Annotated in this window: 21 protein-coding genes; 13 read left to right on the top strand and 8 right to left on the bottom strand. The window is 71.4% G+C overall.

Annotation, left to right across the window (positions count from 1 at the left end):
* Positions 1–34 precede the first annotated feature (34 nt).
* Together QQZ13_RS08210 and QQZ13_RS08205 are read left to right on the top strand one after the other, a co-directional pair.
* Positions 35–928, top strand: a complete 894-nt coding sequence (locus tag QQZ13_RS08210) for a phosphoribosylaminoimidazolesuccinocarboxamide synthase (protein ID WP_284528534.1) — start codon at positions 35–37, stop codon at positions 926–928.
* A 117-nt stretch (positions 929–1,045) separates the two neighbouring features.
* Positions 1,046–2,392 carry a uracil-xanthine permease family protein gene (locus tag QQZ13_RS08205; protein ID WP_284528533.1) on the top strand — a complete coding sequence of 449 codons (1,347 nt, stop codon included), beginning with the start codon at positions 1,046–1,048 and terminating at the stop codon, positions 2,390–2,392.
* A gap of 118 nt (positions 2,393–2,510) precedes the next feature.
* Here QQZ13_RS08205 and QQZ13_RS08200 read toward each other — a convergent pair whose 3' ends face one another.
* The 5 genes from QQZ13_RS08200 to QQZ13_RS08180 all read right to left on the bottom strand — a co-directional run bounded on the left by QQZ13_RS08200 (position 2,511) and on the right by QQZ13_RS08180 (position 8,380).
* Positions 2,511–3,524, bottom strand: a complete 1,014-nt coding sequence (locus QQZ13_RS08200) for a LacI family DNA-binding transcriptional regulator (RefSeq protein WP_284528532.1) — start codon at positions 3,522–3,524, stop codon at positions 2,511–2,513.
* A gap of 7 nt (positions 3,525–3,531) precedes the next feature.
* A complete protein-coding gene (locus tag QQZ13_RS08195) occupies positions 3,532–4,998 on the bottom strand; it encodes a GH1 family beta-glucosidase (RefSeq protein WP_284528531.1) in 1,467 nt (488 codons plus the stop codon).
* 45 nt (positions 4,999–5,043) lie between these two features.
* On the bottom strand, positions 5,044–5,961 hold the full coding sequence (locus QQZ13_RS08190) for a carbohydrate ABC transporter permease (RefSeq protein ID WP_284528530.1): 918 nt from the start codon (positions 5,959–5,961) through the stop codon (positions 5,044–5,046).
* On the bottom strand, positions 5,958–7,013 hold the full coding sequence (locus QQZ13_RS08185; RefSeq protein ID WP_284528529.1) for a carbohydrate ABC transporter permease: 1,056 nt from the start codon (positions 7,011–7,013) through the stop codon (positions 5,958–5,960). The genes QQZ13_RS08190 and QQZ13_RS08185 overlap by 4 nt, the downstream gene beginning before the upstream one ends.
* An 86-nt stretch (positions 7,014–7,099) precedes the next feature.
* Positions 7,100–8,380, bottom strand: a complete 1,281-nt coding sequence (locus QQZ13_RS08180; protein ID WP_284528528.1) for an ABC transporter substrate-binding protein — start codon at positions 8,378–8,380, stop codon at positions 7,100–7,102.
* 307 nt (positions 8,381–8,687) lie between these two features.
* Between QQZ13_RS08180 and purS the strand changes: the two genes are divergently transcribed.
* Entirely contained in the window at positions 8,688–8,933 is a 246-nt protein-coding gene (gene purS, locus QQZ13_RS08175; protein WP_284528527.1) for a phosphoribosylformylglycinamidine synthase subunit PurS, read from the top strand.
* A complete protein-coding gene (gene purQ, locus QQZ13_RS08170) occupies positions 8,930–9,637 on the top strand; it encodes a phosphoribosylformylglycinamidine synthase subunit PurQ (protein WP_284528526.1) in 708 nt (235 codons plus the stop codon). Before purS ends, purQ begins: the two co-directional genes overlap by 4 nt.
* A 726-nt stretch (positions 9,638–10,363) precedes the next feature.
* Here the strand turns inward: purQ and QQZ13_RS08165 are convergent.
* Complete coding sequence (locus tag QQZ13_RS08165; RefSeq protein ID WP_284528525.1) at positions 10,364–10,795, bottom strand: DUF1761 domain-containing protein; 432 nt, start codon at positions 10,793–10,795, stop codon at positions 10,364–10,366.
* An 80-nt stretch (positions 10,796–10,875) separates the two neighbouring features.
* On the opposite strand from QQZ13_RS08165, the gene QQZ13_RS08160 reads away from it, so the two are divergent.
* Positions 10,876–11,793, top strand: a complete 918-nt coding sequence (locus QQZ13_RS08160) for a 2-hydroxyacid dehydrogenase (RefSeq protein WP_284528524.1) — start codon at positions 10,876–10,878, stop codon at positions 11,791–11,793.
* A gap of 12 nt (positions 11,794–11,805) precedes the next feature.
* Here the strand turns inward: QQZ13_RS08160 and QQZ13_RS08155 are convergent, their stop codons facing one another.
* A complete protein-coding gene (locus tag QQZ13_RS08155) occupies positions 11,806–13,311 on the bottom strand; it encodes a chromosome partitioning protein (RefSeq protein ID WP_284528523.1) in 1,506 nt (501 codons plus the stop codon).
* A 196-nt stretch (positions 13,312–13,507) separates the two neighbouring features.
* On the opposite strand from QQZ13_RS08155, the gene QQZ13_RS08150 reads away from it, so the two are divergent.
* Genes QQZ13_RS08150 through QQZ13_RS08135 form a run of 4 tightly spaced genes read left to right on the top strand, consistent with a single transcriptional unit; the run spans position 13,508 to position 17,113 of the window.
* Complete coding sequence (locus QQZ13_RS08150) at positions 13,508–14,623, top strand: ABC transporter substrate-binding protein (RefSeq protein ID WP_284528522.1); 1,116 nt, start codon at positions 13,508–13,510, stop codon at positions 14,621–14,623.
* Positions 14,624–14,641: 18 nt separating this feature from the next.
* Positions 14,642–15,475 carry an ABC transporter ATP-binding protein gene (locus tag QQZ13_RS08145; protein ID WP_284528521.1) on the top strand — a complete coding sequence of 278 codons (834 nt, stop codon included), beginning with the start codon at positions 14,642–14,644 and terminating at the stop codon, positions 15,473–15,475.
* 1 nt (position 15,476) lies between these two features.
* Positions 15,477–16,301, top strand: coding sequence for an ABC transporter permease (locus tag QQZ13_RS08140; RefSeq protein ID WP_284528520.1), 825 nt, complete (start codon positions 15,477–15,479; stop codon positions 16,299–16,301).
* Entirely contained in the window at positions 16,298–17,113 is an 816-nt protein-coding gene (locus QQZ13_RS08135) for an ABC transporter permease (protein WP_284528519.1), read from the top strand. The genes QQZ13_RS08140 and QQZ13_RS08135 overlap by 4 nt, the downstream gene beginning before the upstream one ends.
* 24 nt (positions 17,114–17,137) lie before the next feature.
* On the opposite strand, the gene QQZ13_RS08130 is transcribed toward QQZ13_RS08135, so the two are convergent.
* Positions 17,138–17,674, bottom strand: a complete 537-nt coding sequence (locus tag QQZ13_RS08130; protein WP_284528518.1) for an adenine phosphoribosyltransferase — start codon at positions 17,672–17,674, stop codon at positions 17,138–17,140.
* A 240-nt stretch (positions 17,675–17,914) separates the two neighbouring features.
* On the opposite strand from QQZ13_RS08130, the gene QQZ13_RS08125 reads away from it, so the two are divergent.
* The 4 genes from QQZ13_RS08125 to QQZ13_RS08110 all read left to right on the top strand — a co-directional run bounded on the left by QQZ13_RS08125 (position 17,915) and on the right by QQZ13_RS08110 (position 22,778).
* The gene (locus tag QQZ13_RS08125) at positions 17,915–19,624 is read left to right on the top strand and encodes a glycoside hydrolase family 13 protein (RefSeq protein ID WP_284528517.1); all 1,710 of its coding nucleotides are present in this window, start codon (positions 17,915–17,917) and stop codon (positions 19,622–19,624) included.
* A gap of 1 nt (position 19,625) precedes the next feature.
* The gene (locus tag QQZ13_RS08120; RefSeq protein WP_284528516.1) at positions 19,626–20,642 is read left to right on the top strand and encodes a LacI family DNA-binding transcriptional regulator; all 1,017 of its coding nucleotides are present in this window, start codon (positions 19,626–19,628) and stop codon (positions 20,640–20,642) included.
* Between the two features lie 151 nt (positions 20,643–20,793).
* Positions 20,794–22,059 carry an amidohydrolase gene (locus QQZ13_RS08115; protein WP_284528515.1) on the top strand — a complete coding sequence of 422 codons (1,266 nt, stop codon included), beginning with the start codon at positions 20,794–20,796 and terminating at the stop codon, positions 22,057–22,059.
* On the top strand, positions 22,056–22,778 hold the full coding sequence (locus QQZ13_RS08110) for a hypothetical protein (protein ID WP_284528514.1): 723 nt from the start codon (positions 22,056–22,058) through the stop codon (positions 22,776–22,778). The genes QQZ13_RS08115 and QQZ13_RS08110 overlap by 4 nt, the downstream gene beginning before the upstream one ends.
* The last annotated feature ends 76 nt before the right edge of the window (positions 22,779–22,854 follow it).

Raw genomic sequence — 22,854 nt, 5'->3', positions numbered from 1 at the left:
ACCGCCCTGACGCGGCGACCCGGATAATGGACGGGTGACCGACGCGCGCGAACTCCCCGGCTGGACCCACGTGTACTCGGGCAAGGTGCGCGACCTGTACCGTCCCGCGGAGGACGCGGACGCCGCCGAGGGGATCATGCTCGTCGTCGCGAGCGATCGCGTGAGCGCGTTCGACCACGTGCTGAGCCCCGGCATCCCCGAGAAGGGCGCGCTGCTCACCCGCCTCAGCCTGTGGTGGTTCGACCAGCTCGCCGGCGCCGACGGGGGACGCGCGATCCCGAACCACCTCGTCCCCGGGACGGAGCCGCCCGCCGAGGTCGCGGACCGCGCGATGGTCGTCCGCGCGCTCGAGATGCAGCCGATCGAGTGCGTCGTCCGCGGCTACCTCACCGGATCGGGATGGGCGGAGTACCGCGCGACCCAGACGGTGTGCGGCATCGGCCTCCCGGGCGGTCTCGCCAACGGCGACCGCCTTCCCGAGCCGATCTTCACGCCGGCGTACAAGGCGCCGCTCGGCGAGCACGACGAGAACATCAGCTTCGCCCGCACCGCCGAGATCGTGGGACCCGACCGTGCGGCCGAGCTGCGCGACGCCTCGCTGGAGATCTACGCCCGGGCCGCCGCCGTCGCCGAGGCGAAGGGGCTGATCCTCGCCGACACCAAGTTCGAGTTCGGCCTCGACGCCGACGGCGTCCTCACCCTCGCCGACGAGGTGCTCACCAGCGACTCGTCGCGGTACTGGGACGCCGAGGCGTGGCGGACCGGAACGACCCCGGCCGAGCGGATGGCGAGCTTCGACAAGCAGATCGTCCGGGACTGGCTCGCCGCGAACTGGGACAAGACGGGCACGCCGCCCGAGCTTCCCGCCGACATCGTCGCGCGCACGGCGGGCAAGTACCGCGAGCTGCTGCAGCTCCTCTCCGCCTGAGCCGGCCTTCCCGCGCGCCCGTCGGCTGCGTGCCGCTCACCCGCTCCCAGCGATCTCCCAGGTAGCCTGACGTCGAGCACCACGCCCGACCTCCCCCTGATTCTGAGGAGCATCGCCATGCCCACCTGGAAACTCCACGGCGACGGCCGCCACGTCGAGCGCGGCGCCGTCGTCAAGCCCGACGAGCGCCTGAGCTGGCCGGGCACGATCGCCATCGGCGCCCAGCATGTCGTCGCCATGTTCGGCGCGACCTTCCTGGTCCCGCTGCTGACCGGCTTCCCCGTCTCCACCACCCTGCTGTTCTCGGGTGTCGGCACCTTCCTCTTCCTGCTGCTCACCCGCAACCGCCTCCCCAGCTACCTCGGCTCGTCGTTCGCGTTCATCGCGCCGATCCTGGCTCTGGGCCCCGGCGACGGCGCGCCGCTCGAGACGGCGGAGCAGATCAGCCAGGCCCTGCTCGGCGTGTTCGTCGCCGGTCTGCTGCTGGCCGGTGTCGGCTTCCTCGTGCAGGCGACCGGCACCCGCTGGATTGAGAAGCTCATGCCGCCGGTCGTCTCGGGCGCGATCGTCGCGCTCATCGGCCTGAACCTCGCCCCGGTCGCCTGGCAGAACTTCAGCCAGGACGCCCTCCTCGGCACGATCACCCTCGCGGCGTGCATCCTGTTCGCGGTGCTCTTCCGCGGCTTCCTCGGCCGCATCTCGATCTTCCTCGGGGTGGTCGTCGGCTACCTCGTGGCGATCATCCTCGGCCGGGTGGACTTCTCGGGGGTGGCGGACGCCGCCTGGATCGGGCTGCCCGAGTTCCACCTCCCGGCCTTCGGCGACGCGGTCGCCTGGAGCATGCTGCCGATGTTCCTCCCGGTCGTGCTGGTGCTCATCGCCGAGAACGTCGGACACGTGCGCGGCGTCGCGACCATGACCGGCGACCCCGGCATCAACCGCCACACCGGGCGCGCGCTCGCCGCCGACGGCCTGGCCACGACCCTCGCCGGCGCGTTCGGCGGATCGGGCACCACGACCTACGGCGAGAACATCGGCGTCATGGCCGCCACCCGCGTGTACTCGACCGCCGCCTACTGGGTGGCGGGCGCCGTCGCCGTGCTGCTCGCCTTCTCGCCCAAGGTCGGCGCCGTGATCTTCGCGATGCCCGCCGGCGTGCTCGGCGGCGTCACGACGGCGCTCTACGGCCTCATCGGCGTCATCGGCATCAAGATCTGGGTCGACAACCAGGTCGACTTCTCGCGCCCCGTCAACCAGTACACCGTGGCGGTCGCGTTCGTGATCGCGATCGCCGGATTCACGATGAACCTCGGCACGCTGAGCTTCGGCGCCATCGTCCTCGGCACGCTCGCGGCCCTGGTGATCTACCACGGCGGCAACGCGATCGCCCGGTGGCGCAAGACCGGCGCCGACGACGGCGGCCCGATCGTCCCCATCGGCCAGCTCGGCGGCGACCCGCAGTAACCCTCCGCCGAGCCCACCCGCTCGCGCCGACCCCACCCGCTGCGCACCGCGCGCACGAGGTGGGGTCGTCGCGTCGGGGTGGGGTCGGCGCCGGAAGCACCGGCACACCCCCGTCGCGTCAGGCGGAGACGCGGACGATCAGCTCGGTCTCGAGGATGGTCACGTGCGGCGGGTTGCCGCCGGCGAGGATCGACAGCAGGATGTCGGCCATCCGCTCGCCCTGCTGGAACGACGGCTGCCGCATGGTCGTGAGCTGCGGGCTCACCGTCTGCGCGACCGGCGAGTCGTCGAAGCCGATGATGGCCACGTCGTCGGGCACACGGAGGCCGGCGCGCCCGAGGGTGGCCAGGGCGCCGCGGGCCATGAGGTCGCTGGCGACGAAGAGGGCGTCGAAGTCGGCCCCCCGGTCGAGGATCCGCTGCATCGCCGCGGCGCCGCCGTCGGCGGTGAAGTTGCCGTCCTCGACCGCGACCTCCTCGAGCCCGGCCGCGGCGAGCGCCTGCTGATAGCCGAGCAGCCGGTCCTCCCCCGCGGGCATCGTGAGCGGCCCGGCGATGGTCGCGATCCGGCGGTGTCCCCTGCCGATCAGGTACTCGGTCGCCCGGCGGCCGCCGGCGACGTTGTCGACGTCGACGTAGTGGTCGCGCTCGCGCTCGCGCACGGGACGGCCGCCGTAGACGACGGGCACTGCGGCGGCGATGCGGTCGATGAACGTGTCGCTGGTGTGGTGCGAGACGACGATCGCCCCGTCGACCGCGCCGCTGCGCAGGTAGGCCGTCGCCTTGTCCTGCGGATCGTCGCTGGCGATGATCAGGTTGAGCACGTAGTCCGACCGGCTGAGCCGCGCGTTGATCCCCGAGACGATCGCCGCGAAGAACGGGTCGCCGAAGAACCGCGTGGTGTCCTCGGGGACGACGAGCGCGAGCGCCATGGTCGCCCGGCTGGCGAGCGAGCGCGCCGCCCGGTTGGGCACGTAGTTCAGCTCGGCGATGGCGCGGTGCACCGCCTCCAGCGCGGCCGGGCTCACGGCCGTGGAGCCGTTCACCACGCGCGAGACCGTCGACCGGGACACGCCCGCCGCAGCAGCCACCTCTTCGATGGTCGCGGCGGAGCGCGTCGAATCGATGGTCACGGCGGGGCTACCTCTGCAGGCGAAGGGCGGGGCGGGCGGGGATGTCGATCGCGCGGGCGGCGATGACCCGACGATACTCCAGCGCGCTGTCCTTCATCGTGCGCTGCTGGGTGTCGTAGTCGACGCGGACGATGCCGAACCGCTTCTCGTATCCCCAGGCCCACTCGAAGTTGTCCAGGAGCGACCAGTAGAAGTAGCCGCGCACGTCGACGCCGGCCTCGGCCGCGTCGAGCACTGCGCCCAGGTGCCCCCGGAGGAAGTCGGTGCGCTCGACGTCGTGCACGCGGGTCTCGCCGCCGGTCCCCGTCACGACGTCGTCGTAGGCGGCGCCGTTCTCGGTGACGTAGAGCGCGGTCCCGGCATCCTTCGTGTACTCGTCCGACACCCGCTGCAGGAGCGTGGTCAGCCCCTCGGGCTGCACTTCCCAGTGCATCGAGGTGCGCGGCAGGCCCCGCTCGTGCCAGTGGATGTCCTGGTGCGACGGGAAGGGCGACGCGGTGGGGCGGCTGGTCGGCGCGTCACCGGGCGTCGGCGGGTTCGGGTCGGGGCGTCCGCCCACGTACTCGCCGTGGTAGTAGTTGACGCCCAGCGCCTCCAGCGGCGTCGAGATGACGTCGAGGTCGCCCGGGAGCGTCGCCGCCTCGAGCGCGTCCACCGCCGCCGCGTCGACGGCCCGGAAGTCCTCCACGATGTCGGCCGGATAGCTCCCGCGGAAGATCGGGTCGAGGAACCAGCGGTTGAACTGACCGTCGATCCGCCGCGCCGCGTCGAGGTCGGCCGGGTCGGTCGGGTCGGCGGGCTCGGCGACGGTGAGGTTCAGCGTGATGCCGAGGTCGAGGGAGTCGTCGCGCCCACGCAGCGCCTGCACCGTCTGGCCGTGGGCCAGCAGCAGATGGTGGGCGGCGAGGACGCCCTCGGTGACCGAGTAGTGACCGGGCGCGTGGATGCCTCCGGTGTAGCTCAGGAACGACGAGCACCACGGCTCGTTGAGCGTCGTCCAGTTCTGCACACGGTCCCCGAGCGCGTCGTGCACGTCGAGGGCGTACTCCGTGAAGCGGTCGGCGGTCTCGCGCGCCGTCCATCCCCCGCGCTCCTGCTGCGCCTGCGGCATGTCCCAGTGGTAGAGGGTGAGCCAGGGCAGGATGTCGGCATCCCGCAGCTCGTCCACCAGGCGCTTGTAGAAGTCGAGGCCCTTCGGGTTGAGGGGTCCGGCGTCGGGGCGCACGCGCGACCACGACACCGAGAAGCGGTACGTGTCGAGACCGAGATCCTTCATGAGGGCCACGTCGTCGCGGTAGCGGTGGTAGTGGTCGCACGCGACGTCGCCGTGGTCGCCGTTGATGACCGCTCCGGGGACGCGGCAGAACGCGTCCCAGATGGACGCCGTGCGGCCGTCCTCGAAGGCGGCGCCCTCGATCTGGAAGGCCGCCGTGGCGGCGCCGAACAGGAAGCCCTGGGGGAAGGTGCGGGACATGGAGGCAGAGTCCTCTCGAGGAACGTGGCTCATGGAGAGTACCGCCTAGCCCTTGACCGCGCCCGCCATGATGCCGCTGACGAGCTGCTTGCCGGCGAAGATGAACAGCAGCAGCAGCGGGATCGTGGCGAGGATGACGCCGGCGAGGACGATGGAGTAGTCGACGAAGTAGTTCGACTGCAGCAGCGACAGGGCCACGGGCAGGGTCGGGTTCTGGCGGTCGAGCACGATGAACGGCCAGAAGAAGTTGTTCCATGCCCCGACGAAGGTGAACAGGAACAGCATGGCCGCAGCCGGCCGGGCGGCGGTGACGCCGACGGTCCAGAAGGTGCGGATCATCGACGCGCCGTCGACGCGCGCCGCCTCGATGAGCTCGTCGGGCACGGCCTGACGCAGGTACTGCGTCATCCAGAACACGCCGAACGCGCTCGTGAGCGCGGGGATGATGATCGCGCCGATCTGTCCCGTCCAGCCGAGCTCGCTGAAGAGGATGTAGAGGGGCACCACGCCCAGCTGCTGCGGGACAGCCATGGTCGCGACGACGAAGACGAGCAGCGCGGGCCCGCCGTGGAACCGGAGCTTCGCGAAGGCCCAGCCGGCGAGCGTGGAGGTGATCACGACGGCGGCGGCGATGAGGAACGAGCTGTAGATCGAGTTCCACAGCGCCGGCCAGAAGTTCACCGCGGGGTTGTTCATCACGGCGAGCGCGTTGTCCCAGAAGTTGCCGCCGGGGACCCAGCTGAACGGGCGACGCAGCGACGACGCGTCGCCGGAGCCGATGATGAACGACCAGTACAGCGGGAAGACGCCGGTGAGGAAGACGACGGACAGGATGCCGTAGACCACCCAGCCGGGGCGGGAGCCGCGGATCTTCACGGTGCGTCCGGCCTTGCGGCGCGCGCCGGCGTCGGGGATGGTCTCCTCGACCGTCGCGAGCGGGGTGGGGGTGCCGAGCGTGCTCATCGCGAGCCCTCCTTCGCGTCGCGCTTCGCCGTCTTCTCGAGAGCGCGCTGCTGTCGTTTCGTGAGCTCGCGGTGCAGCCCCTCGTCGCGCACGAGCGTGCGGGTGATGAGGAGGTTCAGCAGCCCGATGAGCAGGATGATGAGGAAGAGGATCCACGCCATGGCCGCGGCGCGGCCGAAGTTCCACTGGCCCCAGCCGATGTCGTAGAGGTAGAGCGAGATCGTCAGCCACTGTTGGGCGGCGCCGCCCCGGCCGAACTGGTCGAACACGCGGGGCTCGTCGAAGATCTGCAGGCCGCCGATCGTCGAGGTGATGATCACGAAGATGAGGGTCGGCTTGAGCGACGGCAGCGTGATGGAGAAGAACTGGCGCACCGGGCCGGCGCCGTCGACGGTCGCCGCTTCGTAGAAGTCGCGGTTGACGGCCTGCATCGCGGCCAGCAGGATCAGCGTGTTGTAGCCGGTCCAGCGGTAGTTGACCATCGTCGCGATCGCGATGTGGCTCCAGAACGGGTCCTTGTGCCAGGGGATCGGCGTGAGGCCGAGCGATGTGAGCCAGTTGTTCACCAGGCCGAAGTTGTCGGCGAAGATCGCCGTGAAGATGAGGCCGACGGCGACGGGCGCCACGACGAAGGGGAGCAGCACGCTCATGCGCCAGAACGTCTTCGCGCGGATGTTGCGGTCGAGGACCGCGGCGATGAAGATCGCCAGGATCAGCTGCGGGACGCTCGAGAGCACGAAGATGCTGAACGTGTTGCGCAGGGCCGTCCAGAAGTGCGGCTGCGTGAGGATCCAGACGTACTGGTCGAAGCCGATGAACTCGCCGGAGTTGCGGATGAGATCCCAGTCCATGAAGGAGATCACGGCCGTGTAGCCGATGGGGAACAGGCCCACCACCGCGAACATCAGGAAGAACGGCGAGATGTAGAGGTAGGGCGAGAACTTCAGGTCCCACTTGCTGAGCTTCTGCGAGAACGAGATGACTCGCGGCTGGCGGGGGCCGGGTTCGGGGGTCCGGGTGCGTGCCGCCGGTCGCGGCGTGGTCGTGGTCACGATCGTCCTTCGGGTCGGGGAGGGGATGACGGGGCGCGGCGTTCGGGTCGCCGCGCCCCGGCATCAGGGGCCGAGCAGGGGCCGGGTCAGAACGCGCTGACCTCGGTCACCCAGGTGTTCCAGCTGGTGTCCTTGTCCTCGAGTCCGTCGAAGACGCGGGTGACCGCGTTCTGCAGGGCGTCGTGGAACTGGAAGTACTTCGGTCCCTTGAACGGCGCGACGGTGATGGCGTTCGCGCGGTTGGTGAGGATCTCGCCCGACGGGGCGTCGTTGAAGTACTCGTTGGTCGCCGAGGCGAGCTCGGGGCTGGCGAGCGCGTCGTTCTGGCTCGGGAAGGTGCCCGCGTTGGTGAAGGCCTTGATCTGCGTCTCGGGCGCGGTCAGCCAGTCGGCCAGCTTCTGCGCGGCCGCGACGTTCTCACCGTTGGCCGGGACCACGAGGTACGAGCCGCCCCAGTTGCCGCCGCCGCCCGGGAAGCCGTCGGCGATGTCCCAGCCGGTCGTGTCGGGCGCGTTGCCCGAGATGACGCCGAGCATCCAGCCGGGGCAGAGCATGGTGGCGAACTCGCCGCTGGCGAGCGACGCGAACCAGTCCTCGCTCCACTGGCCGGCGTAGGCGGCGATCGGGACGGCGCGGTCGACGACCGTCTCGTAGGCCTCCTTCACGACCGGGTTCTCGGTGGCGACGATGGAGCCGTCCGTGTTCTCGTAGGTGATCTCCTCCTGGTTGAGGATGCCCTGCAGCACGGCGTTGGCGGAGTCGATGAACGGCTGGCCGGTCTTCTCCTTGTAGTCGTCGGCCACGTCGAAGAACGCGTCCCACGTCGGGAAGAGCTCGGCGACCTCGGCACGGTCGGTCGGCAGGCCCGCCTTCTCGAAGAGGTCCGCGCGGTAGCAGATGCCCTGCGGGCCGATGTCGGTGCCGTACGCGACGAGGTTGCCCTCGCCGTCGGTGGCCGACGCCTCCTTCCAGTCGAGCCAGCGGCCCTTCAGGTCGTCGGAGACCGGCGCGAGCAGGTCGGCGTACTGCATCATCTCGGCGAACCAGTCGATCTCGACGGCCTCGACGTCGGCCAGACCGGTCTTGCCGAGCTTCTGGAAGAAGTTCGCGCGGGCGTCGTTGGACGTCGCCGCCTTGTTGTGGACGACCGTGATGCCGGTCTCCTCGGTGAACTCGGCGAGCAGCTCGTCCGTGTAGCCGAAGTCGTTGAACGTCGCGAGCGTCAGCTCGACGCCCTCGAAGTTCTCCTCGCCGGCCGGCGAGCTCTCGGTGGGGGTCGCCCCGCCGGCGCAGCCGGCGAGCACGATCGCGGTGGTGGTGGCGGCGCCGGCGATGATCCCGATGCGGCGCAGTGCGCGTGAATTCACGTGTCACTCCTTTGTGGTGTGGGTCTTGCTGCGTGTTCGCTGTCGTCGGCGACGGTGACTCCGCGGGTTTGGGAGCGCTCTCACCGAACGACCTCGACCGTACGGGAGCGCTCCCACGGCTGTCAAGGGAGCGCTCCCACGAACGAGGTCACGGTTCGGTCACAGCTACCGCTCCGCCGCCGAGCCGCCGCCCCGTAGACTGGTCGCGCACCCCTTTCCGCGACTTCCCGGCGTTCCGACTCCTCGCGACGCTCGTCGCTCAACGACCGAAGCCGCGGCCGCGAAACGCGGCCGCCTGGAGGACCAGATGCCCACCATCGTCGTCGACGTCATGCCCAAGGCCGAGCTGCTGGACCCCCAGGGGAAGGCCGTGGCCGGAGCGCTCTCGCGCCTGGAGGTCGGCGGGATCTCCGGCGTCCGCATCGGCAAGCGGTTCGAGCTCACCGTCGACACCGCCGACGAGCAGACGCTGGCCACGGTCAAGCGGATCGCCGACGAGATCCTCTCCAACGCCGTGATCGAGGACGTGGTCGGCATCGAGGTCGTCGAGTGACCGCGCGCATCGGGGTCATCACCTTCCCCGGCTCGCTCGACGACGGCGATGCCCAGCGCGCCATCCGCCTCGCGGGCGCCGAGCCCGTCGCCCTCTGGCACGGCTCGCACGACCTCGAGGGGGTCGACGCGCTCGTCCTTCCCGGCGGATTCAGCTACGGCGACTACCTGCGGGCGGGCGCCATCGCCGCGCTGTCGCCGATCATGGCCGAGGTGAAGGACGCCGCCGCCCAGGGCATGCCCATCCTCGGTATCTGCAACGGCTTCCAGATGCTCGTCGAGGCGCACCTGCTGCCCGGCGGCCTCATCCGCAACGCCCACCAGCAGTTCATCCGCCGTGATCAGCGCCTGCGGGTCGAGAACGCGTCGACCGCCTGGACCTCGCACTTCTCGGCCGGTCAGGAGATCACGATCCCGCTGAAGAACGGCGACGGCGGCTACATCTGCTCCGCCGAGACCCTCGCGCGGATCGAGGGCGAGGGCCTCGTCGCGTTCCGCTACGTGGGCGTGAACCCCAACGGGTCGCTCGACGACATCGCCGGCCTCACCAACGAGCGCGGCAACGTCGTGGGCCTCATGCCCCACCCCGAGCACGCCGTCGAGGCCGGCTTCGGCCCCGACACGACCGCCGCCATGCGATCGGGTGTCGACGGGCTCGGCTTCTTCACGTCGGCGATCGCCTCCCTGGCATCCGCCGCCGCCTGACGCTCCCCCCTTCGGCCGGTTGCGCCGGGCCATGTCCCACTTTCGGCTGCTGGCGCCGGGGGCCATGTCCCACATTCGGCTGGTTGCGCCGGGGCCATGTCCCACATTCGGCCGGTTTATCCCTGTCCAGTCAGCCGAATTTGGGACATCCACTGCAGAAGCTGGGACACCCCCTCAGTGTCAGGGCACTGATGCGCCACCTTCGGTGACCGCACACACCCACCCACCGCCGGCCATGTCCCACATTCGGCTGGTTGCGCCGGGGGCATGTCCCACATTCGGCTGGTTCACCCCTGTCGAGTCAGCCGAATTTGGGACATCCACTGCAGAAGTTGGGACATCCCCTCAGGGTCAGGGCACTGATGCGCCACCTTCGGTGACCCCGCACACACACCCACCGCCAGCCATGTCCCACATTCGGTTGGTTGCGCCGGGGGCCATGTCCCACATTCGGTTGGTTGCGCCGGGGGCCATGTCCCACATTCGGTTGGTTCACCCCTGTCCAGTCAGCCGAATCTGGGACATCCACTGCAGAAGTTGGGACATCCCCTCAGGGTCAGGGCACTGATGCGCCACCTTCGGTGACCGCACACACCCACCGCCGGGCGTGTCCCACATTCGGCTGGTTCACACCGCCCGATTCAGCGGAAACTGGGACATGCACCACCGAAACTGGGACAACCCACCACCGAAAGTGGGACAACCAATCCCCGGCGCCGGGCTGGGCTAGACGGTGCCGGCGGGCGGCCAGATGCCGATGATCAGCGACATCACCACGATGAGCACGAGCTCGTGGGCGATGTTGAGCACCGTCAGCTGCGACGGGCGGCCGGCGAAGACGTCGTGGACGATCATGCGGCCGGCGGTGAAGCCCGCCCACAGGGTCAGTCCCGTCACGAGCGCCGACGACAGGTAGCCGCCGCCGTAGAAGTGCCACGCGATCGCGACCGATCCGGCGAGCACCCACGCGAGCAGGAACGACAGGGTGATCGACACGATGAGGGGGAGGATCGCCTGGAGCGACGTCTCGGGGTCGCGCACCTCGGCGAGCCGCTTCCAGCGCTCCCCGAACACCTTGGGGACGTACCAGACGGAGCCGACCACCATCGCGGCGACGGTGGCCACGATCACGGCCCAGTAGTTGATCTCGGGAATCATCGGCGATCTCCTTGTCGCAGGGTACTGAGCAGGCTACTCCGTCGCGTCCTGCCGCTGCGGCTGCCGGTAGCGTGTGGAGGATGACCTTCGCCGTGACTGTCCCGACCGCCGAGCTCGCCGCCGACCTGGCCTCCGTCCCCGACGACGTCGAGGTGATCGTGTGGGACCTGCAGTCACCGGCGCCGCGCGAACGGCTCGACATCGTGGTGCCGCCGTACATGACGCAGCAGGGGCTCCTCGCCCGCCTGGGCGAGGCCGAGATCGGCCTCGTCCAGGGGCAGGCGATCGGCTACGAGGGCGTCGAGGACGTGCTGCCCCCGGGCATCCCGTTCGCCAACGCCTCGACCGTCCACGAGACGTCGACCGCGGAGCTGGCGGTGGCCCTGACCCTCGCCGTGCAGCGACACGTGCACCGCTTCGCGATCGACGGGCAGACGGGCACCTGGGCGCCGGTCTTCGCCGACAGCCTCGCCGACCGGCGGGTGCTGCTGCTCGGCTACGGCGGCGTCGGCACCGCGATCGGCGCCCGCCTCGCGCCCTTCGAGGTCGAGCTGGTCCCCGTCGCCTCCCGGGCGCGCGAGGAGGACGGCGTCCACGTCCACGGCATCGACGAGCTCGCGGAGCTGCTGCCGACCGTCGACATCGTCGTCGCGTCGCTGCCGGGCGGCGAGGCCACCCGTCACCTCATCGGCGACGCCGAGCTCGCCGCGCTCCCCGACGGCGCGCTCGTCGTCAACGTCGGACGCGGCCCCCTCATCGACACCGACGCGCTCGTGCGGCACGTCGCCGACGGGCGCATCCGCGCCGCCCTGGACGTGACCGACCCCGAGCCCCTGCCGCAGGACCATCCGCTGTGGACCCTGCCCGGCGTGCTGATCGCACCGCACGTGGGCGGGGCGTCCAGCGCGATGCGGCCCCGGCTGGCTGCGCTGCTGCGCCGTCAGATCGCGCACCTGCGCGCCGGCGAGGAGTACGAGAACGTGGTGCTCCCCGCCTGAGCCGTCCTCGGCTCAGAGCCGGTCGGCCACCGTCGCCGCGACCGTCAGCCACGCGTCGCGCGACTCGGCCGACAGCGCGTCGAAATCGATCGGTCCGCCGTCGACGAGCGCGGGATCGAACGGCACGTGCACGACCGCCGACGTCACCTGCTCGAAGTGGCGCTCCAGACGCTCCGACAGGCGCTTGTCGGGGCGCGCGGACGGGGCGGCCAGGATCGTCACCGCCTGGTCGATCTTGTGGTCGAAGCCCTTCTCGCGCAGGCCGTCGAGCAGCCACGCGGCACTGGCCGCGGTGTCCTCGCGCACGGTCGAGACGATGACCAGCTGGTCGGCGGCGGCCACGGCCGCGACCCAGTTCGACGCCCGCATGTTGTTTCCGGTGTCGACGATGAGCAGACGGTAGTAGCGCGAGAGCACCCCGTGGAGCCGGTCGAACGCGGCGGCGTCGATCGTCGACGATGCCGCGGCGTCCTCGTCGGAGGCGAGCACGTCGAAACGGGCGTCGACCTGGGTGCGCACGTACGTGTCGAGTCCGGCGAGGCTCGCGTGGGTGGGCTCGGTGAACCGGTCGAGGTCGGCGAGCAGGTCGACGGCGGTCCGGTGATGGGGGGCGTGCTGCGCGCGCCAGCCGAGCGTGCCACGGGTCTCGTTGTTGTCCCAGGCGAGGGTCGCGCCGCCGCGCTGGGTGCCGAAGGTCGCGGCGAGCAGGAGCGTGCTCGTGGTCTTGTGCGCGCCGCCCTTGGGATTGAGGATGACGATCGTGCGGGGCGCGTCGAGCCGGCGCTGCACCTTGCGCTCCCGCTCCAGGCGGGACCGCTCGGCCCGGCCGGGGCGCGGGGAGATCGCACCGCCGGTGAACCGGCGGATCGAGCCCTGCCACCCCTCGGTGGCGCGCGGGCGGGAGCGGTCGCTGCGCGAGCTCAGCAGGTCGTCGACCGTGGGCGCGGTGCGCGGTGCGGACTGCTCGCGGCGGAGACCGTCGCCGCGCAGTGCGCCGGACGGCGCGGACGCCACCGGGGCTGGGGCCGCCGGGGCCGCCGCCGCCACGGGCGCCGCCGCGACAGGGGCCGCCGCCACGGGTGCCGCCGCCACAGGAGCGGGTGCGTCCTCGGCCGCCGGTGCCGCCGCGACAGGAGCCGCCGCCACCGGCTCGGGCGCCTCCTCGGCGACCGGCGCGGGCGCGGGAGCGTCGGCGGGCACGGGTGCGGCCGCAGCGACCGGGGTCGGGACGTCGCCCTCGCCGATCGGCGCCGCCTCGCCCGCCGACGACAGCGACGTCGCCTCCAGGAAGGTGCCGTCGGGGTGCACGATCATCGGCCAGCGTGCGGCCCCGTCGACGACGGTGGCGGTCACGGGCTCGCCCGCCGACGCCGCCAGCTGACGGATCGCCTCGACGACCCGCGCGCGCAGACCTTCCTCGGTCGATGCGAAGACCTCGTCGATCTCGCCGCCGACGTGGATCTGGGCTCCCGTGCTCGAGGTGATGTGCACGGTCGGTTCGTAGGTGGTGGTTCCCACAGCGGTCCTTTCCTGAAGGGCACAACGAGTATCCCACCCGCGACCCCCCGCCGCCGAGGCCCCCGGCTGCCGCACTTGTCACACGGTGGAAACACGAGCGGCCGTAGCCGTACACACGACGGCGCGATCATGGTGCCACCTGCACCGCAATCCGTTCCACCGACACCGCACCCGACACCACCTCCGAAGGACTTCGATGGCGATCCACAGCACCCGGCGCCCGCGCGCCCGCGTCCTCGCCACGGCAGCCGTTGCCGTGGCATCCGTTCTCGCACTCTCCGCCTGCGCGGGAAGCGGCGACCCGGCCCCGTCGGGCTCCGGCGACGCGGCGGCCGACTTCGGCGAGATCAGCGTCCAGTACTCGTGGATCAAGAACGAGGAGTTCGCCGGCGAGTTCTACGCCTACGAGAACGGCTACTACGACGAGGCCGGCTTCTCGAACGTCATCGGCATCTCCGGCCCCGACACCGGTGTCGCGAAGCTCCTGTCGGGCACCGTGCAGGTCGCCCTCTCCGACGCCGCCTCGATCGGCGCGGCGATCGCCGAGCAGGACGCCCCGCTGAAGATCATCGGCGCGACGTTCCAGAAGAACCCCTTCACGATCCTGTCGCTGGCCGACGGCGCCGACATCACCACCCCGCAGGACCTCGTCGGCAAGACGATCGGCGTGCAGGACTCCAACGCGTCGGTCTTCCAGGCGCTCCTGAACGCGAACGGGATCGACCCGGCCGACGTCACCGTCGTCCCCGTCGACTTCGACCCGACACCGCTCATGAACGGCGACGTCGACGGCTTCATGGCCTACCTCACCAACGAGGCGCTGACCGTGGAGCTCGCCGGCTACGAGATCACGAACCTGTCGTACGCCGACAACGGCGTGCCCTACGTGGCCGAGACGTTCTCGGTGACCGATCAGTACCTGGCCGAGAACAAGGATCTGCTGAAGGCGTTCCTCACCGCGGAGATCAAGGGCTGGACGGACGTCTTCCAGAACTCCACCGACGACTCGGTCGAGCTCATCGAGAAGTACTACAACGCGGCCGCCGAGGAGTCCGCCGACGGTCTCGAGGCCGTGTTCGGCGCCCTCGACCCGGTCAAGACCGGCATGGGCCTCGAGGCCGAGAAGCTCCTCATCTCGACCCCCGAGACCGAGGCGAACGGCCTGTTCACCATCTCCGACGAGCTCAAGCAGCAGACGGTCGACTCGCTCGCCGCCGCCGGGTGGGAGGTCTCGGTCGACGACCTCTTCGACACGACGATCATCGACGAGATCTACGCCGAGGACGCCGAGCTCAAGAACTACCTGCCCTGATCAGCCGCACCTGAATCCATGAACCAGAGCTCCACGACGACGGATGCCGGTGCCTTCCCCGCGCAGGGGGGCACCGGCATCCGGATCGACGGTCTGACCAAGACGTTCGCGACCGGTCGCGGCCGCACCGTCACGGCCCTGCAGGACACCGACCTGCACACCGACCAGGGCTCGTTCCTGGCCCTCCTCGGCCCCTCGGGGTGCGGGAAGTCCACGATCCTGCGGATCCTCGCCGACCTCGAGACGCCCACCGGCGGCGAGGTGCGCGTCGACGGCAAGACCCCGCACGAGCTGCGCGCCTCGGGCGAGCTCGGCATCGCGTTCCAGGACCACGCGCTCCTGCCGTGGCGGAGCGTGCGCAGCAACATCCGCCTGCCCTTCGAGGTCGCCGGGCGCCCGGTCGACGACGCCTACATCGACGAGCTCATCGCGCTGGTCGGCCTGCAGGGGTTCGAGAAGTCCCGGCCGTCGCAGCTGTCGGGCGGCATGCGGCAGCGCGTCTCGATCGCGCGGGCGCTGGCCCTGAAGCCCTCGGTGCTGCTGCTCGACGAGCCGTTCGGCGCGCTCGACGACATGACCCGCCAGAACCTCAACCTCGAGCTGCTGCGGATCTGGAGCGAGAAGCCGGCCACGACGCTGCTGGTGACCCACGGCATCTCCGAGGCGATCTTCCTGTCGGACCGCGTGGCCGTCATGTCGCCGCGGCCGGGCCGCGTGAAGGAGATCATCGAGGTCGACCTGCCGCGGCCCCGCACGCCCGAGATGCAGCGGACACCCGAGTTCCACGCCCTGGTCGACCGCGCGTCGGAGCTGCTCTTCGGCGCCGACGGGCGCGCCGCCGCGGAGGCCTGACGTGCGTGCCCGCACCCGGATGCCGGGATGGGTCGCCGCCGTGATCGGCACCGCCGTGCTCATCGCCGTGTGGTGGGTGTTCTCCGCCACCGTGTTCACCCCCGCGCCCGGCACCGACTACACCCCGGTGCCCTCGCCGTGGGTGGTCGTGACGACACTCGTCTCCGACGGTCCCGCCGCGTACTGGTCGGTCTTCGGCGTCACCGTGCGCGAGGCGGCGATCGGGTACGCCTGGGGCAACGGGATCGCACTCCTGCTCGCGGCGACCGTGCTGCTGCTGCCCCGGCTGGAGCCGATCGTCATGCAGATCGCCGTCGTGAGCTACTGCCTCCCGGTGGTCGCCGTGGGCGGCATCGCGATCGTGACCCTCGGGGGAGCGAAGCAGCCCGGCGACGCCAGCTCGACCGCCGTCTTCCTCGCCGCCCTGGCGGTCTTCTTCACGACCGTCGTCGGCGCCGTCCTCGGCTTCACCGCCGCCGACCGGGCCTCGCTCGACGTCGTCCGCGTCTACGGCGGCTCCCGGCTGACCCAGCTGCGGAAGGTCCGGCTGATCGCCGCCCTCCCGTCGATCCTCAACGCCCTCCAGATCGCGGTGCCCAGCGCCTTCCTCGGCGCGGTGCTCGGCGAGTACATGGGCGCGATCGATCGCGGCGTCGGGATCACCCTCATCCGCCTGCAGGGGAACCTCGACTCCGCCCGCGTGTGGGTCGTCTTCCTGCTGTGCGCCCTCATCGCCCTGGCCGGCTACGCGCTGGTGGGCCTCCTGTCCCGGCTCGTGACCCCGTGGGTGTCGGGTCGCGCGAGCGGAGCGGGGGCGCGCCGATGAACCGGGCGATGTGGCGCGCGGTCGGGCGGGCCGCGCTCAACGCGGTCGTGACCCTCGCGATCATCCTGCTGCTGTGGCAGGGCGTCGTGAGCCTCACGGGCATCTCCGCCTACGTCGCGAAGGGCCCCGCCGAGGTGTGGGCGTTCCTCTTCAGCGACGGCGACGAGCCGGGAAGCGCCGCGGAGAACCGCGCCGCCCTCGCGCCGCTGCTGGCTCAGACGCTGCAAGACGCCGCGCTCGGCTTCGTCATCGGCATCCTCGCGGCGATCGCCCTCGCGATCCTGTTCTCGCTCTCGCGCGGCGTGGAGGCGGGCGTCATGCCGCTGGCCCTGCTGCTGCGCAGCGTGCCGCTGGTGGCCCTCGCGCCGGTCATCATCCTCATCACCGGGCGCGGCTCGGCCGCGTCGGTGGCCGTGATCGGGAGCATCGTCGTGCTCTTCCCGGCGCTGGCGTCCGTGCTGTTCGGGCTCAGCCGCGCCCACCCCGAGAGCCTGGACCTCGTCCATGTGTACGGCGGGTCGCGGCTGACCGCGCTGCGCAAGGTGAACGTGCCCGGGGCGCTCCCCTCGCTGTTCGCCGCCGCGCGGGTGTCGGTGCCCGGTGCGGTGACCGGTGCGCTCCTGGCGGAGTGGCTCTCGACGGGTCAGGGGATCGGCGGCATGATCCAGAAGTTCAACGCCTCGGCCCGCTTCGAGGAGCTGTGGGCGTCGGTGGCCGTGATCACGCTGGTGACCCTGGTGCTCTACAACGTCGTGCAGATCGTGGAGACCGCGGTGCTCGCCCGGATGGGCATGACCGGCACCCTGACCTGACCGCGGGCGGCCCGACCGGCGGCGTCAGACGGTGAAGACGCTGTGGACCGGGCCGCACACCTCGCGGCCGCCGAGGTCGGCGAGCTCCATCAGCACGGCGGTTCCGGCGAGCCGGTAGCCGAGCTCGTCCAGCAGGCGCTGCCCCGCGCGCAGCGTGCCGCCCGTGGCGAGCACGTCGTCGACCAGCAGGACCCGCGTCCCGACGGGAAGGTCGGCGGCCATCTCGATGGTGGCCCGCCCGTACTCGAGGTCGTAGGTGACCCCGGCGGCCGGGCGCGGGAGCTTCCCCGCCTTGCGGATCGGGACCATGCCCACCCCCGCCGCGACCGCGGCCGCCCCGGCCAGCAGGAACCCGCGCGCCTCGACGCCCGCGACGACGTCGAACTCCCCGGCGAACGGCGCCACCAGCGCATCGATCACGGTGCGCATGGCGGACGCGTCGGCCAGCAGCGGCGAGATGTCGCGGAACAGGATGCCCGGCTCGGGGAAGTCGGGGATCCGGGCGATGAGGGATTCGGCGCGCGCGAGGTCGGGAGTCACCGCACCAGCGTACGCGGGCATCACGGCGGCGCCCGGAGCCGCCCGTCGCCGCGGGGCTCGGAGGCGGGGTGCGCGCAACTCCGGAAGTTTGGTGGGAATCGGGCCCGCAGCCCTGGTTCCGCAGCGGTCCGGCGTCGGGCTTCCGGAGTCGTGAACGGCGGACCACCGACACCCGCGGGGCTGAGGACGCGTCCGAGCCGTGAGGTCGAGGTGCGGTGGCCGTGGTCGACGTGCGCAAGCGCTTGCTCTACGATGGATGCCATGACTTCGACGACGACTTCTGCCTTCGCGCCCTCCGCGGCGGAGAACTCCGACGAGCGCCGGCCCGGCTCCGAGTGGTGGCGCACCGCGGTGATCTACCAGATCTACCCCCGGTCCTTCGCCGACGCCTCGGGCGACGGCATCGGCGACATCCCGGGCATCACCGCCCGCCTCGATGACCTCGTCTCGCTCGGCGTCGACGCCGTGTGGCTGAGCCCGTTCTACCGGTCACCGCAGAACGACGCGGGCTACGACGTCGCCGACTACTGCGACGTCGACCCGCTGTTCGGCACGCTCGCCGACGTCGACGAGATGCTCGCCGAGGCCCACGGACGCGGCATCCGCGTGATCGTGGACCTGGTGCCCAACCACAGCTCCGACCGTCACGTCTGGTTCCAGGAGGCGCTGGCCGCCGGTCCCGGCAGCGCCGAGCGCGCCCGCTACATGTTCCGCGACGGCCGCGGCGAGGACGGCGAGCTTCCCCCCAACAACTGGGAGTCGGTCTTCGGCGGTCCGGCCTGGACTCGCGTGACCGAGGCCGACGGCCGGCCCGGGCAGTGGTACCTGCACCTCTTCGACTCCAGCCAGCCCGACTTCGACTGGTCGAACCCCGTCGTCCAGGAGGAGTTCCGCCGGATCCTCCGCTTCTGGCTCGACCGCGGCGTCGACGGCTTCCGGGTCGACGTCGCCCACGGCCTCGTGAAGTCCGACGGCCTGCCCGATCACCTGCCGGCGGTCGACGCCGACAGCATGGGCGGCGGCGACGAGGACGTCCCGTACTGGGGCCAGGAGGGCGTCCACGAGATCTACCGCGACTGGAACCGCGTGCTGGCCGAGTACGGCGGCGACCGCGCGCTGTGCGCCGAGGCGTGGCTGCCGACCGTCGACAAGACCGCCCTGTGGGTGCGTCCCGACGAGATGCACCAGGCGTTCAACTTCCCGTACCTCATGACGGCATGGGACGCCGCGGCCATCCGCGAGGTCATCTCGGAGTCGCTGCGGGCCTTCCCCGCCGTCGGCGCCCCGGCGACGTGGGTGCTCTCCAACCACGACGTCGTCCGGCACGCCTCGCGGCTCGCGCTGACCGCGGAGAACCCGCAGGGCCACGGCATCGGCCCCGACTCCCCCGGCCAGCCGATCCCCGACGTCGGCCTGCGCCGAGCGCGCGCCGCGACGACGGTGATGCTCGCGCTCCCCGGCTCGGCGTACGTGTACCAGGGCGAGGAGCTCGGCCTCCCCGAGGTCATCGACCTGCCCGACGACGCCCGCCAGGACCCGACGTGGTTCCGCACGGCCCACGAGCGCTACGGTCGCGACGGCTGCCGGGTGCCCATCCCGTGGGATGCCGACGCCCCCGCCTACGGCTTCAGCCCGACGGGCGCATCGTGGCTGCCGCAGCCGGCGGACTGGGCGCCGCTGGCGCGCTCGGCGCAGGAGGGCGACGCCGATTCCACGCTGTGGCTGTACCGGAGCCTCCTCGCCACCCGCCGGTCCACCGGGCTCGGGGCGGGAACGCTGGAGTGGCTCGACGGCTATGGCGAGGACGTCCTCGCGTTCCGCGTGCAGGCCGAGGGCGGCGCGGTGACCGTGATCGCGAACGTCGGGACCGAGCCGGTGGCACTGCCGGCGGCGACCGTGCTGGTGGCCAGCGAGCCGTTCGAGGGCGGCCTGCTCCCCGTCGACACGGCGGTGTGGCTGGCGACCGACTGACATGTCGAGCCTCGAGGAGGTCGCCCGTCGCGCACAGGTCTCGACGGCGACCGTCTCGCGCGCCCTGAGCGGGCGCGGGCGGCTGTCCGACGCGACGCGTGCGCGGGTGCGGGCGGCGGCCGCCGAGCTCGGGTACGTGGTCTCGGCCACCGCGTCGAGCCTGGCGACCGGCCGCACGCGGTCGATCGGCGTGCTGGTCCCGCTGGTGGACCGCTGGTTCTTCGCCAACGTGCTCGACGGCATCGCGTCGCGCCTGGCCCCTCACGGCTACGACATCACGCTCTACAACGTCACCGACGACGCGGCGCAGCGGCGCCAGCTGTTCCAGACGTCGCTGCGCCGCGGGCGGGTGGATGCCGTCATCGCCCTGTCGCTGGAGTTCGACGCCGGTGAGCTGGGCGTGCTCGAGCAGCTCGGGCTGCCGCTGGTCGGCCTCGGCACCCCCAACCCGCGGCTGTCGTCGCTCCGGGTGGACGACGAGGCGGTCGCCCGGCTCGCGACCGCGCACCTGCTGGAGCTCGGCCACCGCGACATCGCGCACATCGGGCGCAGCCGCGACGGCGGCGACCCCGACATCCCCACGATGCGCCGGCGCGGCTTCGAGGCGGCGATGGCCGGTGCCGGCGTGGTGCCGGCGCGCTTCGTGGCCACCGACTTCACGATCGAGGACGGCCACCGCGCCATGGGCGAGCTCCTGCGCACGACCGCCGGCGGGGAGCCGGTGGACCGCCGGGCCCCCACGGCGGTGTTCGCCGCCTCCGACGAGCTCGCGTTCGGGGCGATGTTCGCCGCGCGCGACGCCGGCCTGGCCGTGCCGGGCGACATCTCGATCGTGGGCGTCGACGGTCACGAGCTGAGCGGCTTCTTCGGACTGACGACCGTCGAGCAGTTCCCGCACGCGCAGGGCGAGCGCGCCGCCGACGCCGCGCTGGCCGCCCTCGGCGAGGATGTGGCGCCCCCCGATCCGGCTCTGCCGTTCGAACTGGTGATCCGCTCCTCGACCGCCCCGCCGCGCTGAGCCGCCGGTCAGCCCCCCGGTGGCGTTTCGTCTCGTCGCTGCGCTCCTCGCTCAACGACCGGGGCACGACACCCGCCCCACCGGTCGTTGAGCGAGCGCAGCGAGACGAAACGCCCCAGTCGCTCTCGCGACGGCGCGTAGGCTCGAAGGCATGACGATCGATCTCGAAGCCCTCTACATCGACCTTCACCGGCATCCGGAGCTGTCGTTCCAGGAGACGCGCACCGCGGGGGTCATCACCCGCGAGCTCGCCGCCCTCGGGCTGGAGTACGTCGAGGGCCTCGGCAAGACCGGCGTGGCGACGTCGATCGTCAACCCTTCGACAGGCTCAGGAGGGGCCGGCGAGGGCCCGGTCGTCTGGCTGCGCGCCGACATGGACGGGCTGCCGGTCGGCGAGCTCACCGGACTCGAGTACGCCTCGACGGCGCGCGGCACCGATCCCGCCGGCAACGACGTGCCCGTGATGCACGCGTGCGGGCACGACATGCACGTCACCGCGCTCCTCGGCGCCCTCGAGCGGCTCGTCGCCACGAAGGACCAGTGGTCGGGCACGGTCGTCGCCGTCTTCCAGCCCGCCGAGGAGTACGGCGCCGGGTCGCAGGCGATGATCGCCGACGGCGTGCTCGACCGCTTCCCGAAGCCCGACATCGTGCTCGGCCAGCACCTGACCCCGCTCCCGGCGGGCATCATCGGCGTGCGGCCGGGCACCCAGATGGCCGCTAGCGACGGCCTCACCGTGAAGCTCCTGGGCCGCGGCGGCCATGGATCGCGACCGCACGCGACGATCGACCCCGTGGTCATGGCGGCGGCGACCGTCATGCGCCTGCAGACGGTGGTCTCCCGCGAGATCGATCCCCGCGAGATGGCGGTCGTCACCGTCGGCTCGATCCACGCGGGCCTGAAGAACAACATCATCCCGGCCGACGCGACCCTGGAGCTGAGCCTGCGCTACCCCGACGACGACGCCCGCGCCGACGTCATGGCGCGCGTCGAGCGGATCGTCCGCGCCGAGGCGGCGGCCTCCGGCGCCGAGGAGTCCCCCGTGATCACCGTCGACCACTCCCTGCCGCCGACCATCAACGACCCGGCGGCGACCGCGCGACTGACCTCCGCGTTCGAGCGCGCGTTCGGCGAGGGCGCGGTCGTGGACCCCGGGATGTTCACGGGCAGCGAGGACGTGTCCTGGTTCGCCCGCGAGTCGGGCGTCCCGCTGGTGTTCTGGTTCTGGGGAGGCCACGACCCGCAGGCCTACGCGGACGCCGTGGCCGGCGGCACCGTGAACGTCGACGTGCCGACCAACCACTCCCCGTACTTCGCCCCGATCCTGCATCCCACGATCGAACGCGGCGTCGAGACGCTCGTCGTCGCGGCGCGCGAGTTCCTCGCGGAGGAGAGCCACGGAGAGGCGGACGCATGAGCGCGCCCCAGGTCCCCGCGCGGCGCGACCGCACGCCGCTCATCCTCGGCATCATCGCCGGCATTCTCGCCGTCGCCGTCGTGATCGCGCTGTCGGTGTACTTCCTCCGCCCGAACTCGCCCGCGTCCACGGGTTCGTCGCCGGCGCCTCAGGCACCGGATTCGACGCAGGCGGACCCCGCGCCGGGCCCCACCGAGTCCTCGTCGAGCGACGCCGGCATCGACGTCACGGCGACGGGGTTCACCATCACCGGCGAAGACGGCGAGAGCCTCACCCACGAGTGGGCGGACGATCCGCAGCCGGCGATCGACGCGCTCACGGCGCTGTTCGGCACGGAGCCGACCGAGGACTTCCAGAACGGCGACGCCGAGAACTGGGCCTACGACGTGTACGAGTGGGAGGGATTCCGCTTCTTCGACGTGTTCCTCGACGGCAGCGACCGGCAGCGGTCGGAGGTGCCCGCGCCGACCTACGTGTCGTACGGGACGGGTGTGCCCGTCGACGTGACCAACGATCTCGGGATCGAGATCGGCATGACGCCCGACGAGCTCGATGCGCTGAACCCCGACGAGGCGCACGCCGACGGCGGCACCGCCGCGTACCTCTTCGGGAAGGACCGCGCCACGTTCTACGCGGACGGCAAGCGCACGTTCGGCGCCGTCGTCACCATCGACGACTCGTCGTTCTGGATCACCTACACCTACGCGCCCGAGCTCTGAGGTTCGCCACCCCGCCGAGAAGGTGGCGCGATCGGGTGATTCCCGCGTGTGGAGGCCGCGATTTGCGCCACCTTCT

Source organism: Microbacterium sp. T2.11-28 (assembly GCF_950097975.1).
In the GTDB taxonomy this organism is placed as follows: Bacteria; Actinomycetota; Actinomycetes; order Actinomycetales; family Microbacteriaceae; genus Microbacterium.
This window is presented reverse-complemented; position numbering and strand designations above follow the sequence as displayed.

Coding starts and splice junctions, on each gene's coding strand:
- purS (WP_284528527.1), top strand. CDS start 8,688: ATGCCCACCATCGTCGTCGACGTCATGCCCAAGGCCGAGCTGCTGGAC.
- QQZ13_RS08190 (WP_284528530.1), bottom strand. CDS start 5,961: ATGAGCACGCTCGGCACCCCCACCCCGCTCGCGACGGTCGAGGAGACC.
- QQZ13_RS08160 (WP_284528524.1), top strand. CDS start 10,876: ATGACCTTCGCCGTGACTGTCCCGACCGCCGAGCTCGCCGCCGACCTG.
- QQZ13_RS08145 (WP_284528521.1), top strand. CDS start 14,642: ATGAACCAGAGCTCCACGACGACGGATGCCGGTGCCTTCCCCGCGCAG.
- QQZ13_RS08150 (WP_284528522.1), top strand. CDS start 13,508: ATGGCGATCCACAGCACCCGGCGCCCGCGCGCCCGCGTCCTCGCCACG.
- QQZ13_RS08115 (WP_284528515.1), top strand. CDS start 20,794: ATGACGATCGATCTCGAAGCCCTCTACATCGACCTTCACCGGCATCCG.
- QQZ13_RS08120 (WP_284528516.1), top strand. CDS start 19,626: ATGTCGAGCCTCGAGGAGGTCGCCCGTCGCGCACAGGTCTCGACGGCG.
- QQZ13_RS08130 (WP_284528518.1), bottom strand. CDS start 17,674: ATGCCCGCGTACGCTGGTGCGGTGACTCCCGACCTCGCGCGCGCCGAA.
- QQZ13_RS08135 (WP_284528519.1), top strand. CDS start 16,298: ATGAACCGGGCGATGTGGCGCGCGGTCGGGCGGGCCGCGCTCAACGCG.
- QQZ13_RS08110 (WP_284528514.1), top strand. CDS start 22,056: ATGAGCGCGCCCCAGGTCCCCGCGCGGCGCGACCGCACGCCGCTCATC.
- QQZ13_RS08205 (WP_284528533.1), top strand. CDS start 1,046: ATGCCCACCTGGAAACTCCACGGCGACGGCCGCCACGTCGAGCGCGGC.
- QQZ13_RS08165 (WP_284528525.1), bottom strand. CDS start 10,795: ATGATTCCCGAGATCAACTACTGGGCCGTGATCGTGGCCACCGTCGCC.
- QQZ13_RS08195 (WP_284528531.1), bottom strand. CDS start 4,998: ATGTCCCGCACCTTCCCCCAGGGCTTCCTGTTCGGCGCCGCCACGGCG.
- QQZ13_RS08125 (WP_284528517.1), top strand. CDS start 17,915: ATGACTTCGACGACGACTTCTGCCTTCGCGCCCTCCGCGGCGGAGAAC.